Here is a 14,072-nt window from a genome sequence, read left to right as displayed (position 1 = left end):
CGGCATTACTGAAAAGCGTTTTCAGATCGAGGGCATGGATTGCGGATCCTGTGCTGGTAAGGTGGAAACAGCCGTGCGCCGCATTAAAGGCGTTGAGGCAGTTTCGGTATCGGTTACCAATGGTTCGATGACCATCAGCACAGACGGCAATCTGGATGCCGAGATTATGAAAAAAGTGCAAAGTCTGGGCTATAAAATTGCTCTGACCGATTCGCCTCTTGCCAAGACAAAAAAACAACCACATTGTCACGATCACGATCACGATCACGATCACGATCATGGCCATTTACACGCGACAATACCTGTCGTCGCGGTGGTCAAAAAAATACCGCCAAAATGGTGGCAAACGGCCAAAGCCAAGCTGATGTTTATCAGTGGTGGTGGTCTGGTCGGGGCTTATATTATCGGTCTTCTTTATCCGCCTGTTGCACTCTATGCGTTTTTGGCTGCCATGCTGCTGGGGTTGGTGCCGATTGCCCGTCGTGCGGTAATGGGTGCATTAAATGGCACTGTCTTTTCCATTGAAATGCTGATGACGATTGCCGCTGTCGGCGCGATCTTTATTGGTGCGGCAGAAGAAGCCGCAGCCGTGGTGTTTCTCTTTCTGGTGGGTGAATTGCTGGAAGGTGTGGCAGCCGGTAAGGCGCGCGCCAGCATTCAGTCTTTGAGCGATCTGGTGCCTAAAATTGCTTATCTGGAGCAGGGCTCTGCAACGGTTGAAGTTCCTGCCGATCAGTTGCAGCCAGGCAATATGATTGTCGTGCGTCCGGGCGATCGTATTCCCGCCGATGGTGAAATTGTCGCTGGTGAAAGCGCCATTGATGAAGCCCCTGTAACCGGTGAAAGTACGCCGGTGAATAAAGGCGAGGGCGAAAATATCTTTGCCGGCACGATTAATGGTGACGGCGTTTTGCGTGTCCGTGTAACCGCTGCGGCAGCTGACAACACTATTGCGCGTGTGGTGAAGCTGGTGGAAGAGGCACAGGATGCCAAGGCACCAACCGAGCGTTTCATCAACCGCTTCTCTACTTATTATACACCCGGTGTTGTGGTTGTTGCAGCTTTGGTAGCAATCATTCCGCCATTGTTTTTTGGCGGGATTTGGAATGAGTGGGTCTATAAAGGTCTGGCAATTTTGCTGATCGGTTGCCCGTGTGCACTGGTGATTTCAACCCCGGCTGCCATCGCAGCCTCGCTTTCATCAGGCGCCAAGCGTGGGCTATTGATGAAGGGTGGCTCGGTGCTGGAAACCATCGGCAAAATCACCGCTGCCGCTTTTGACAAGACCGGAACACTCACCGAAGGAAAACCTAAGGTGACCGATGTGGTGGCCGGTGAATTGTCTGAAGATGATGTGCTTCGCTTAGCAGCCGCCCTTGATGCAGGCTCCAGCCATCCGCTGGCGATTGCTATCGTCAGCGCTGCTGAAGCCCACAGCCTGACATGGCCGGATGTGGTCGAGGGCAAGGCGATTGGCGGCAAGGGCGTGGCAGGTCAGGCGCAGGGCATGGAATTGTTCTTGGGCTCGGCCAAGGCAGCACGGGCTCAGGCCACGATGAGCGATGCGTTTGCAGCACAGCTTACAGTTTTAAACGATGACGGTAAAACTGTCTCTGTGTTGGTGGCTGATGGTAAGATTGCTGGTGCGATTGCCATGCGTGATGAGCCGCGTGCTGATGCGCTTGCGGGGCTGAAGCGCTTGAATGCTGCCGGTATCCGCACCATCATGCTGACGGGTGATAACCGCCGCACGGCAGAGGCGGTTGGCCGCGATATCGGCATTGAAGTGCGGGCAGAATTGCTGCCGGAAGACAAGCAGAAGATCATTGCCGATTTGCAAAAAGAAGGGCTGATCATTGCGAAAGTCGGTGACGGCATCAATGACGCGCCAGCGCTTGCCACCGCTGATGTGGGTATTGCTATGGGGGGCGGCACCGATGTGGCGCTGGAAACCGCTGACGCTGCCGTCTTGCATGGCCGTGTGTCGGATGTGGCCGAGATGGTGGATCTGTCGAAGCGCACCATGCGTAATATCTTCCAGAATATCACTATTGCTCTTGGGTTGAAGGCGGTGTTTCTGGTGACAACCGTGATGGGAATTACCGGCCTTTGGCCTGCCATTTTGGCTGATACCGGTGCAACCGTTTTGGTAACCATGAATGCGTTGCGACTGTTGCGAGCCCGTTAAACATTAAAAGCGGGCATGAAAAAGCCGCCCTGAATTTTCTGTTCAGGGCGGCTTTTTATGGCGCAAAACTTATTCGCCCAATAATTGCAGGATACGCTCCTGATAGAGCTTGGCAAATTCCACATGTTCCGGATTGATACCTTTCAGCTCATCAACCATTTGCTCTTCATCTTCGGCCTCGGCACCGGCCAGACCGCTCATCAAGGCAAAATAGCCGGTAATGTAATCATGTGCCGACAGTTCATTTTGATTGAGGATCGCTATAATTTCCGGCTTGGCCTCAACCCCTTTAATCAGCATGGCGATACTTGGGTCTTCTTCGCTGTCCGGCTCAGCCATAGCCGATAAATCAAGCCCGTTGAGTGCTGTCTGCACCGCTTCCATTTTGCTTAAAAATTCCGGTGTCAGTTTAAACGCATTGACCTCTGCCGGAATAGGTGGCGGAGCAACTTCGGAAAAGCTTTGTGCCTGTGCTGTTAAAGGCACAAATGACAGGCTGGCAGAGCTAAGCATGACGGCTGTAAAAGCATGAAGCAAGAATGATTTTTTCAGCATGGGATTTCTCTTAAAAATGATCTTTTAAAGCACGGATGCGGGTAAAAACTTGTTCATCGCTGGCATTAATCATTGAAAGATGAGCGCGGATTTGAGTGTCTGATGCGCGCAAGAATGGATTGGTTGTCAGTTCCTGCGCCATGCTTGTTGGCAATGTCAGTTGATCTTCCGCACGCAGGCGCGTGATTTCTGCGGCACGCTGTTGCAAGGCTTTATTGTGCGGATCAATAGTCAGTGCAAAACGGGCATTGCTGGCGCTATATTCATGGCCGCAATAAATGGCAGTATCGGCGGGAAGCGCGCTTAAAATTTTCAAAGATTGGAACATTTGCGCTGGTGTTCCTTCCAGCAAACGGCCGCAACCAAGCGAAAAGAGTGTATCGCCGGTAAAGGCGACTTTGGCTTGGGGAATATAGTAAGAAATTTCGCCCCTCGTGTGGCCGGGGGTGCTGAGCACCTGCACTTCAAACTGGCCGAAACGAAATGTGTCACTACCATCTAAAGCCACATCAATATCTGGGATTTTATCACTTTCCGCGCTTGGACCATAAATTTTCAGGTCGAATTTTTGCTTTAAAGCAAAATTGGCTTCCACGTGATCATTGTGGTGATGGGTGGTGAAGATATAATCCAGCTTCCAGCCGCGACGTTGCAGCGCTGCCAGTATCGGGGTTTCTTCCGGCGCATCAATGGCAGCGGTCAGATTATTGATCGGGTCGTGGATCAGCACGCCGATATTATCGCTGCGGCAGATGAATTGTTCGATTTCGAGGACGCCCATTTCCATCTCCGTTCAATGTTTTTCAGCGGCTCACCTGAACCGCTGAAATCTGACAAGCCGAAATGGCTAATCTGTGGCGAAAAAATTAGTTTTTCACTTCTTCCGGAATTGTGTGTTTTTGAATAAGCGGCATCTGGAACAGGGTGAATAAAACCGTGATTGGCATAATGCCCCACACTTTGAACCATACCCATGTGTCAGTGGAAAAGCCGCGCCACACCACTTCATTGACCACGGCTAAAAAGATGAAAAATACACCCCAGCGAAGCGTCAGTTTGCGCCAACCTTCGGCATCCAGCTTGAAAGCGGAGGCAAAAACATAGCCGAGCAGCGATTTTCCAAAGGCAAGACCACCAAGCAAAATGACACCAAACAAGGTATTGACGATGGTCGGCTTCATTTTGATGAAGGTATCATTATGGAGGTAAAGTGTGAGCGCGCCAAAAACCAGCACGACAATACCAGATACCAAAGGCATCACCGGCAGGCTGCGGGTGAGCACCCATGAAATGGCCAGAGCAATAATGGTTGCGCCCATAAACAAAGCCGTTGCCATAAAAATCGGTTCGCCGATGGAGGCTAAAATCGGGAATTTTTCCCGAAGCATTTCACCACGCGCATTGGTGAAGAAAAACACCAGCAACGGGCCGATTTCCAATGCGAGTTTCAACAGCGGATTGATATCTTTATTGTCTTTGCCTGCTGTTTGCGAAGGATCGCGCTCAAAAATAGGCTGGTTCATGACGCTACTCCTGCAATTGCATTGGCAAAATCTTTGGCGGCAAATGGTTCAAGGTCATCGATACCTTCACCCACCCCAATAAAATAAACCGGTAATTTATGTTTGGCGGAAATTGAAACCAGAATACCGCCGCGCGCCGAGCCGTCCAGCTTGGTCATGACAAGGCCGTTAACGCCTGCGATATTCTTGAAGATTTCTACCTGATTAAGGGCGTTTTGACCTGTGGTGGCATCCAGTGTTTGCAACACGGTATGCGGGGCTTGCTCGTCATGCTTGCCAAGAACACGCACCACTTTGGCAAGTTCTTCCATCAGCTCGGCTTTGTTTTGCAAACGGCCGGCTGTGTCGATAATCAACACGTCACTGCCGGCTTCTTTGGCTTTTTCCCATGCATCATAAGCAAGGCCTGCCGCATCGGCACCAAGCTTGGAGGAAACAACCGGAGAACCGGTGCGCTCACCCCAAATATGAAGCTGTTCAATCGCTGCTGCACGGAAGGTGTCACCGGCGGCAAGCATGACTTTCAAGCCGCCAGCGGTGAGTTTTGCCGTCAATTTGCCGATTGTCGTTGTCTTGCCGGTGCCGTTGACGCCGACAACCAAAATAACATGCGGCTTGTGCGACAGATCAAGTTCCAGCGGTTTGGCAACAGGTGTCAGCACTTTTTCGATTTCTGCGCTCATAATGGCGCGCACTTCATCGGTGGAGACATCTTTGCCGTAGCGGCTGGCAGAAAGGGCATCGGTCACGCGCATCGCTGTTTCAAGGCCAAGATCGGCTTGGATCAACACATCTTCCAGCTCCTGCAAGGTGTCTTCATCAAGTTTGCGCTTGGTGAAAATGCCGCCGATCGAATCGCTTAAATTGCTGGAAGAGCGTGCCAGACCTTGGCGCAAACGTTCATACCATGAGAGTTTCTTTTCAGGTGCAGCGACTGGTTCCGGCTCATCTTGCTTGACGGCAACAGCTTTGCTGACCTGCACTTTTAGCGGCTTTGGAGCGTCCGGTGTCGGTGCTACTGGCGCAGGTTCGGGTTGTGGATCCAGCTCCTCAACAGGTTCTTCTGCCTCAGAGATAATCGTCTCAGTGCTAGCTTCCGGCTCAATCTTCTCTGGCTGTGGTTCTGGCGCGTGCGTGACAGAGGGAGCTTTGGCAACGGTTTCTTCAACCTCACTTGGTGCAGGAGCAGGGGCTTGTTCTTCAACAGCTGCCGCATTTTCTGTAACAACACGATCATCGACTTGTTCTTCAACAAGTTCAGCCTCCTTCTTGCCGAAGGAAAACATTTTTTTGATAAAGCCGATTGCCATGTTCTGTCTTTTTCTTGTTCTCTTGAAGCTGCTGTTTCACACTCTTTAAAGGGTGCTGGCTTTAAAGGGTGTTTGTCAGCAGCTTATCTTTATCATGTCCGATAATGCGGCGCTCGATGATTTTACCCGGCACATTCTCAGCATCATCTGCCATAAATACCGCCATGGTAAAGCCTTCTGTGCGACCGATACCAGCTTGTCCGTTGATGCTTTCCCGTTCAATCAGCAATTTCTGCACACTGCCGTTCAAAGCCTTCAAATGTGCAGCATAAGCACGATCTGCCTGCCCACGCAAACGCGCAGCGCGTTCTTTGACGATATCACGTCGTACTTGCGGCATTCTTGCTGCCGGTGTGCCTTCACGCGGGCTATATGGAAACACGTGCAGATGAGTTAGACCGCAATCTTCAACGATCTTTATCGAGTTTTGGAACATGGCTTCAGTTTCGGTCGGGAAACCGGCAATAATATCAGCTCCAAACACAATATCAGGGCGGATTTGGCGCACTGTTTCGCAAAACTGGATAGAATCATCACGTAAATGGCGGCGTTTCATGCGCTTTAAAATCATGTCGTCGCCCGATTGCAGCGACAAATGCAGATGCGGCATCAGGCGGCTTTCATTGGCAAGTGCGTCCATCAGATCATCATCGGCTTCGATAGAATCAATGGAGGACAGGCGAAGACGTTGCAAATCCGGCACTTGGGTAAGAACGGTTTTGACCAGTTTACCAAGGCGTAGATTGCCCGGTAAGTCAGGGCCATAGGAGGTCATGTCAACGCCGGTGAGCACGACTTCTGCATAGCCATTATCAACGAGACGCTTGACCTGATCGATAACGCCGCCCATCGGCACCGAGCGGGAATTGCCGCGGCCATATGGAATGATGCAGAAGGTGCAGCGATGGTCACAGCCATTTTGCACCTGCACAAAGGCACGCGCGCGGCCTTCAATAGCATCAACCATATGGGAAGCGGTTTCGCGCACTTCCATGATATCGTTGACACGTACTTTTTCAAACTGGTTGACGCCAAAATCCGGCAACATACGGTAGGAATTGGATTTCAGCTTTTCTTCATTGCCGAGCACCATATCCACTTCGCCCATGGCGGCAAAGTTTTCTGCCTCTGTTTGTGCAGCACAGCCGGTGACGATAATACGCGCTTCCGGATTTTCACGTCGGGCTTTGCGGATGGCTTGGCGAGCTTGGCGCACAGCCTCGGAGGTGACCGCGCAAGTGTTGAAAATAATCGCGCCGTCTTTCAGCTCACCCAAACCGGCTGCATCGGCTTCGCGTTTCATCACTTCGGATTCATAGGTATTGAGACGGCAGCCAAAAGTTACGATTTCTACAGCCATTACGCAGTACCTTTATTCGTCAATTGTCCAAAACGGCCGGAGGGTGAGGAGGCAGCAGAGGACTGCTCATCCTTACTCCAGTGGCCGGTTTGCGGATCAAAGAGGCCGGAGAATTCCCATTCAGCCGGCCCTGTCATGATGATGTGATTATCATCGGGCCATTCAACGGTTAAATCACCGCCCGGCAAATGCATGGTCACATGTCGTTTTGTTTTATTTGTTCTGACCGCAGATACCGCCGCCGCACAGGCCGCAGAGCCGCAAGCGCGTGTCAATCCGGCGCCGCGCTCCCATGTGCGTAAAATGATGTCGTGCTCTGATGTGACTTTTGCAATCGAAACATTGACGCGCTGCGGAAACAACGGGTCATTTTCAATGATTGTGCCAAACTCTTCCAACGGATAAGACCAGACATCATGATCCACCCAGAAAATGATATGTGGATTGCCGATTGAGGCAAGGGCGGGCATTTGCAGGCCGTATTTTTCACGTAAATCTTTGAAAATTTCGGCTTGCGCTGTGTCGCCTAGCTCATGGCTCAACGGCAAATCCTGCCAGCCAAAACGCGGGCAACCCATATCAACACTGATTTGAGTGTCGTCCTGCATATGGGCGGTTAAAACACCGGCAAGCGTTTCGAAGGTGAATTTTGTCTGTTGGTTTTCCGCATGGAGTGCCTGCACCACACAGCGTGTGCCATTGCCGCAAGCTTGTGCTTGGGTGCCGTCACAATTGATGATCTCGATATAATGATCGGTGTTTGCTGTGCGGGCATCATGGATCGCCATGATCTGATCAAATCGGGTGGCGGGATCTTGCGCTAAATAAACGGCAGCAGCAGGCGTGATGCGATCGGCACGTCCGCGCATATCGGCAACAATAATTTGATTGCCTAATCCATTCATTTTGGCAAAAGGCGCCATCTTGTTCATTTAGATTTCCGGTTTGATGATGAAAACAGGCTTCTATATGGGGGAAAAGACATGAAATTGCCAGTGTCTTGAATAGGCTTTGACAGGATCGCCAAGCTTGATTCTGAGATAAAAACCGTTTTTGGCGACAAAATTGCTTTTTTGAGCTTGCGGGACTGTGGCGGTTAAGCCCCAGTTGGTTTCAAAAATAGCGATCTGACCGTTAAGTCCGGTTTCGGCCTTAAAAAACCCATCAACACTGTTGCATTTTTATCTTATGCCTATTTTATTAGTAACTTGTAGATTATGGCAGGTGGAATATCATTCCTCTGACGCAATGGAGATCCGTATGGGAATTTCAAAAGCTAGTTTGCTCACTGTTGCAGTAGCGGGCATCCTGATGGCCGGTTGTCAAAGTTCCCGGTTTGATAATCAGAATTCAAACTATCCGGCAGCACCATTGCGACCTGCTCCTTCGGGAACAGTGCAAAAGCAACCTTTGACACCTGCCGATCCGAATCAATTTCCGACTGCCCCGACCACCGGTATGGATGGCAATATGAATGCAGGTCTGCCTGAAGGCGGCCAGCAGGTTGCAAGCCTGCCGCCGGAAACAGCACCAACACTGACCGCTGGCAGCGTCGCCGGTGTATGGAATGCAAATCTCGGTGGTCAGAGCTGTAAGATTGCGACACCACAAACCAAATTTGGGCAGGGCTATCGCGCCGGTCCGCTGCGTTGCCCGGGTGAGCTGGCAAGTCTGGCCTCATGGGCCGTGAACGGCAAGCAACTCAACCTTTATAATGCAAATGGTGACACTGTGGCCTCGCTTTACTCAAGCGGTTCAAGCCGTTTTGATGGACAGACTTCCAGTGGTCAGCCTCTTAGCCTTTCACGCTAATATCGCTTGTCGATTGGCTGTGTGAAAACAAAGCAAAAGGTTGTCATGTCAGGGAGCTTTCATTCGTTCCCTGAAATAGCACAAATAGGGCACTAGTTTTGATATGTCTTTTGATGGCAATTTGAAGGCTTTCCCTTCTGTGCGCGAGCGCTATGAAGCAATGGTTCAAGCCGGTGATGTGGATATGGATCCCGCCCAGCTTGAATTGACCGATCTTTATGATCAGCTGATTATAAATATTTGCAATAAGCGATTATCACGCAAATCGAGTGCGCTTGGATGGTTGTTCGGGCGCAATAAACAAACGCAGGCCATTATTCAGGGGCTATATGTCCATGGAGAAGTCGGGCGTGGCAAAACCATGCTGATGGATATGTTCTTTCAGCTTTTGCCGGTCGAGCGTAAACGTCGTGCGCATTTTAATGATTTTATGGCGGATGTGCATGATCGTATTCATGCTCATCGTCAGGCATTTAAAAACGGTACTACCAAAATCGAAGACCCGATCCCGCCGGTGGCTGGTGCGCTAAGCGAACAGGCATGGGTTTTGTGTTTTGATGAATTTACTGTCACCGATATTACCGATGCGATGATTTTGTCGCGTTTGTTTGCAGCCCTTTTCGAGCGTGGTGTGGTGCTGATTGCCACTTCCAATGTGGCACCGGATAATCTTTATCGTAATGGCTTGAACCGGCAGCTCTTTTTGCCGTTTATCTCTTTGCTGAAGCAATATGTGCGGGTGATCAATTTGGATTCACGCACCGATTATCGTTTGGAAAAACTCGATCTCCAGCCAGTTTATCTCTCGCCCTTAAGTAGCGATGCTGACATGCAGATGGATGCAGCATGGGAAGCGCAAAAAGGCGGGGCAAAGGAAGAACAGGCGATTATCCGCATCAAAGGGCGTGAAATTGTAGCTTCACGCAGTGTTGACGGTGCTGCACGGTTTTCCTTTGATGAATTGTGCGCCAAGCCATTGGCTGCTGCTGATTATATTGCCATTGTCAGTAAATTTCCGACTATATTTCTCGATCACGTGCCGGTGCTGGATTTGCCCAAGCGCAATGAAGCCAAGCGCTTCATTCTGTTGATCGATACTTTATACGATCATCACGCAAAATTGTTTGTCTCGGCTGATGCCGCGCCTGAGAAACTTTATGTTGCCCGTTCCGGCACGGAAGCTTTTGAATTTGACCGGACAGCATCACGTTTATTTGAAATGCAGAGTGCGGAATATCTAGCAGCAGTTGAGCTCGCATAGACCAGAATTGCAGCCTGAATGACTGTAAAAGCAGGTTGAGCGGAGCAGGGTGCCCGCCGGTTGTGATTTTATGCTAACTGCTCTATTCTACGAAAAATAAATTTGCCCAAGAGCCGGTTTTTCCGTCTTTTTGGCATGTTTTATCAATGTCGTGAATGACTGAGCCTAAGCGCTTTGGCTGATGCTGGAGCGCGGCAGCTTTATTATACTGATAGTGCTGTAGTTTTTAAAAGACAAAGGCCGGTTTCATATTTGTCTTATAAAGCTGCTTTAATGCTTTGGTCGGGCTGGAATTTATTCCAGCTTTATCGGATGTATAGCGTTGTCCGGCATGGGCGCGTGCTTGCAGGAGGTTTGTAAGCAGCGTTTTAAAGTTTGGATGTATGGAAATCGAAGTTTTGCGGTTTTTATACGGGAGTTGAAACATCAGTCAGGGTGCAAGCCACAGATTGATTGGAATTTGAGTGGGATGTCACGTAAAAATTCCATTTTGAACTTGGGAGGTCTGAGCAATTCGAAGATCTGCTAACAGCATGAAACAGCTGTCTGTTTCAGATTTTGAACCCGTCCGGAAAGATGTCCGGAGGTCACAATTTTGCTGAAATTTTCCCGCACCACTTCGATGGAAATTTTGAAATCCGACACAGAAAAATGCTGTTTGGAGAATCAAAATTTTGACGTTTACGTAAGAACTAATAAATCTAACCGATTGAAATCATTGAGGTGAAATTTATTAGTTGAGTTATTCCCGGAAAGGGCTTAGTGAGCATCAGCGCTAAAGCTATTTCCGGGCTGTCGCCGGAGCATGTTTCGGCGTTTCTGTGAATCACAGCTTGAGGAAGAAACTGACATGGCACGCAGCAAGATTGCCCTAATTGGTTCTGGTATGATCGGCGGTACGCTGGCTCACTTGGCCGGCCTGAAAGAACTCGGTGATGTCGTATTGTTCGATATTGCTGAAGGTATCCCGCAGGGTAAGGGGCTTGATATTGCAGAATCGTCACCTGTTGATGGTTTTGATGCGAATTATTCCGGTACCAACGATTATAAGGACATCGCAGGCGCTGATGTTGTAATCGTGACCGCAGGTGTACCACGTAAGCCAGGCATGAGCCGCGATGATCTTTTGGGTATCAACCTGAAGGTTATGGAGCAGGTTGGTGCCGGCATTAAGCAGTACGCACCCGGCGCTTTTGTTATCTGCATCACCAACCCGCTCGATGCGATGGTTTGGGCATTGCAGAAATTCTCCGGTCTGCCGGCCAACAAGGTTGTAGGTATGGCCGGTGTGCTGGATAGCGCACGTTTCCGCTACTTCCTTTCCGAAGAATTCAAAGTTTCCGTTGAAGACGTCACAGCATTCGTGCTGGGCGGCCACGGCGACACCATGGTTCCGCTGACCCGCTACTCCACTGTTGCCGGTATTCCTTTGCCGGATCTGGTGAAGATGGGCTGGACAAGCCAGGAAAAGCTGGACCAGATCGTTCAGCGTACCCGTGACGGCGGTGCGGAAATCGTTGGTCTGCTGAAGACCGGTTCTGCATTCTACGCGCCTGCTTCTTCTGCCATCCAGATGGCTGAATCCTACCTGAAGGACAAAAAGCGCGTTCTGCCTGTGGCAGCACAGCTTACCGGTCAATATGGCGTCAACGATATGTATGTCGGTGTGCCGACCATCATTGGTGCCAACGGTGTTGAGCGCGTTATCGAGATCGAAATGAACGAAGCTGAAAAAGCCGAGTTCGAAAAGTCGGTCGCTTCCGTTGCCGGTCTTTGCGATGCTTGTAAGGGTATTGCGCCAGCACTCAAGTAATTTGCTGAAAATGGCCGGTGGTATCGCTGGCCATTTTTAAGCTTTTTCTGAAACGATCCTTGAAAACAAGGGATCGGGAAATCCGCAAAGGACATCCAGATGAATATTCATGAATATCAGGCCAAGCGTCTGCTGCACTCGTTCGGCGCGCCAATCGCCAATGGTGTGGCTGTTTATTCCGTTGAACAGGCGGAAGAATGGGCAAAAACGCTTCCTGGTCCGCTTTATGTGGTCAAGAGCCAGATCCACGCAGGTGGTCGCGGTAAGGGCAAGTTCAAAGAACTTGGGCCCGATGCAAAGGGCGGTGTACGCCTTGCCAAATCGGTTGAAGAAGTTGTTGCCAATGCCAAAGAAATGCTCGGCAATACACTGGTAACCGCCCAGACCGGTCCTGCCGGTAAGCAGGTTAATCGTTTGTACATCGAAGATGGTGCAGACATTGAGCGCGAATTGTATCTCTCGATCCTGATTGACCGCACCGTTGGTCGTCCTGCATTCGTGGTTTCCACTGAAGGCGGTATGGATATTGAAGCTGTTGCAGAAGCAACACCTGAAAAAATCATCAATGTTGCGATTGCACCTGAAGATGGTGTGACTGCAGAAGATGCAAACAAGCTTGCTGATGCGCTGAAGCTTGAAGGTGAAGCACGTGAAGATGCACTGAAGCTCTTCCCTGTTCTTTACAAAGCCTTTACTGAAAAAGACATGAGCCTGTTGGAAATCAACCCGCTTATCGTCATGACAGACGGCCGCATGCGCGTGCTGGATGCCAAAGTATCGTTTGATGGCAACGCTTTGTTCCGTCATGCAGATATTCTGGAACTGCGTGATACAAGCGAAGAAGATGCCAAGGAAATCGAAGCATCGAAATATGATCTGGCTTATGTAGCGCTTGATGGCAACATCGGCTGCATGGTCAATGGTGCAGGCCTTGCAATGGCCACCATGGATATCATTAAGCTTTACGGTGCAGAACCTGCAAACTTCCTCGATGTTGGCGGCGGCGCTACCAAAGAAAAAGTAACCGCAGCTTTCAAGATCATCACAGCTGATCCGGCTGTTGAAGGCATTCTGGTCAACATCTTCGGCGGCATCATGAAATGCGATATCATCGCAGAAGGCGTGATTGCGGCTGTTAAGGAAGTTGGTCTGAAAGTTCCTCTCGTTGTTCGTCTTGAAGGCACCAATGTGGAACTGGGTAAGAAAATCATCAACGAGAGCGGTCTGAATGTTATTTCAGCTGACGATCTCGACGATGCGGCGCAGAAAATCGTCGCAGCAGTGAAGGGAAATTGAGGCATGTCCATTCTGATCAACAAGGACACCAAGGTTCTCGTACAGGGTCTGACCGGTAAAACCGGTACATTCCACACCGAACAGGCGCTGGCTTATTACGGCACCCAGATGGTTGGCGGTATTCACCCGAAAAAGGGTGGTGAAACCTGGACTGGTGCAGGTGGCGAAACTCTGCCGATTTTTGCGAGCGTTGCAGAAGGCAAAGAGCGTACACAAGCTGATGCTTCCGTGATTTACGTTCCGCCGGCAGGTGCCGCTGATGCTATTATCGAAGCCATTGAAGCTGAAATCGGCCTCATCGTCTGCATCACCGAAGGTATTCCGGTTATGGATATGGTACGTGTGAAGGATCGTCTGATCCGTTCAAAATCACGTCTCATCGGCCCTAACTGCCCGGGCATCCTGACCCCTGAAGAATGCAAAATCGGCATTATGCCGGGCAATATCTTCAAAAAAGGTTCGGTTGGCGTTGTGTCGCGTTCGGGTACACTGACTTATGAAGCCGTGTTCCAGACCTCCAATGAAGGCCTCGGCCAGACAACTGCTGTTGGTATTGGCGGCGACCCTGTGAAGGGTACTGAATTCATCGACATGCTGGAAATGTTCTTGGCTGATGATGAAACCAAGTCGATCGTCATGATCGGTGAAATCGGTGGTTCGGCTGAAGAAGAAGCTGCACAGTTCATCGCTGACGAAGCCAAGCGCGACCGTAAAAAGCCAATGGTTGGCTTTATTGCAGGCCGCACCGCACCTCCAGGCCGCACCATGGGTCACGCCGGTGCCGTCATCTCCGGCGGTAAAGGCGGAGCGGAAGACAAGATTGCTGCGATGGAAGCTGCGGGTATCCGGGTATCACCATCACCGGCACAGCTTGGCAAGACGCTCGTTGAAGTGCTGAAGGGCTGAGGATGAACGGCTCTCGTTAAATATTTCCCGGTTCCGGCTTTTAAGCTG

The 14,072-nt window shown here is 50.4% G+C and carries 11 protein-coding genes and 1 pseudogene; 6 read left to right on the top strand and 6 right to left on the bottom strand.

Going from position 1 to position 14,072, the window contains the following annotated elements:
• Positions 1-16: 16 nt before the first annotated feature.
• Positions 17-2,188 (top strand): annotated as a pseudogene (locus ACI0FR_RS00710) (heavy metal translocating P-type ATPase); the annotation flags it as partial.
• Positions 2,189-2,257: 69 nt separating this feature from the next.
• Here the strand turns inward: ACI0FR_RS00710 and ACI0FR_RS00705 are convergent.
• From ACI0FR_RS00705 to dapF, 6 genes are all read right to left on the bottom strand, one after another.
• Positions 2,258-2,743 carry a hypothetical protein gene (locus ACI0FR_RS00705; protein ID WP_404906810.1) on the bottom strand — a complete coding sequence of 162 codons (486 nt, stop codon included), beginning with the start codon at positions 2,741-2,743 and terminating at the stop codon, positions 2,258-2,260.
• A 10-nt stretch (positions 2,744-2,753) separates the two neighbouring features.
• Positions 2,754-3,524 (bottom strand): hydroxyacylglutathione hydrolase, encoded by a 771-nt coding sequence (gloB, locus tag ACI0FR_RS00700; protein WP_404906811.1) that lies wholly within the window; start codon positions 3,522-3,524, stop codon positions 2,754-2,756.
• 85 nt (positions 3,525-3,609) lie between these two features.
• Positions 3,610-4,266, bottom strand: a complete 657-nt coding sequence (locus ACI0FR_RS00695; protein ID WP_404906812.1) for a septation protein A — start codon at positions 4,264-4,266, stop codon at positions 3,610-3,612.
• Positions 4,263-5,576 (bottom strand): signal recognition particle-docking protein FtsY, encoded by a 1,314-nt coding sequence (gene ftsY / locus ACI0FR_RS00690; protein WP_404906813.1) that lies wholly within the window; start codon positions 5,574-5,576, stop codon positions 4,263-4,265. Before ftsY ends, ACI0FR_RS00695 begins: the two co-directional genes overlap by 4 nt.
• Before the next feature lie 61 nt (positions 5,577-5,637).
• On the bottom strand, positions 5,638-6,936 hold the full coding sequence (mtaB, locus tag ACI0FR_RS00685; protein WP_404906814.1) for a tRNA (N(6)-L-threonylcarbamoyladenosine(37)-C(2))-methylthiotransferase MtaB: 1,299 nt from the start codon (positions 6,934-6,936) through the stop codon (positions 5,638-5,640).
• Positions 6,936-7,868 (bottom strand): diaminopimelate epimerase, encoded by a 933-nt coding sequence (gene dapF / locus ACI0FR_RS00680; protein ID WP_404906815.1) that lies wholly within the window; start codon positions 7,866-7,868, stop codon positions 6,936-6,938. The genes mtaB and dapF overlap by 1 nt, the downstream gene beginning before the upstream one ends.
• A gap of 328 nt (positions 7,869-8,196) precedes the next feature.
• Here dapF and ACI0FR_RS00675 point away from each other — a divergent pair, with 328 nt between their 5' ends.
• The 5 genes from ACI0FR_RS00675 to sucD all read left to right on the top strand — a co-directional run bounded on the left by ACI0FR_RS00675 (position 8,197) and on the right by sucD (position 14,024).
• Complete coding sequence (locus ACI0FR_RS00675) at positions 8,197-8,748, top strand: protease inhibitor Inh/omp19 family protein (protein WP_374828803.1); 552 nt, start codon at positions 8,197-8,199, stop codon at positions 8,746-8,748.
• A 103-nt stretch (positions 8,749-8,851) separates the two neighbouring features.
• A complete protein-coding gene (zapE, locus tag ACI0FR_RS00670; protein WP_404906816.1) occupies positions 8,852-10,009 on the top strand; it encodes a cell division protein ZapE in 1,158 nt (385 codons plus the stop codon).
• Between the two features lie 850 nt (positions 10,010-10,859).
• Positions 10,860-11,822, top strand: a complete 963-nt coding sequence (mdh, locus tag ACI0FR_RS00665; protein WP_404906817.1) for a malate dehydrogenase — start codon at positions 10,860-10,862, stop codon at positions 11,820-11,822.
• A 99-nt stretch (positions 11,823-11,921) separates the two neighbouring features.
• Entirely contained in the window at positions 11,922-13,118 is a 1,197-nt protein-coding gene (gene sucC, locus ACI0FR_RS00660) for an ADP-forming succinate--CoA ligase subunit beta (RefSeq protein WP_374828801.1), read from the top strand.
• Positions 13,119-13,121: 3 nt separating this feature from the next.
• Entirely contained in the window at positions 13,122-14,024 is a 903-nt protein-coding gene (gene sucD / locus ACI0FR_RS00655) for a succinate--CoA ligase subunit alpha (RefSeq protein WP_404906818.1), read from the top strand.
• Positions 14,025-14,072 lie beyond the last annotated feature (48 nt).

The sequence above is a fragment of the Paenochrobactrum sp. BZR 201-1 genome, assembly GCF_044987585.2.
Taxonomy (GTDB): Bacteria; Pseudomonadota; Alphaproteobacteria; order Rhizobiales; family Rhizobiaceae; genus Paenochrobactrum; species Paenochrobactrum pullorum.
This window is presented reverse-complemented; position numbering and strand designations above follow the sequence as displayed.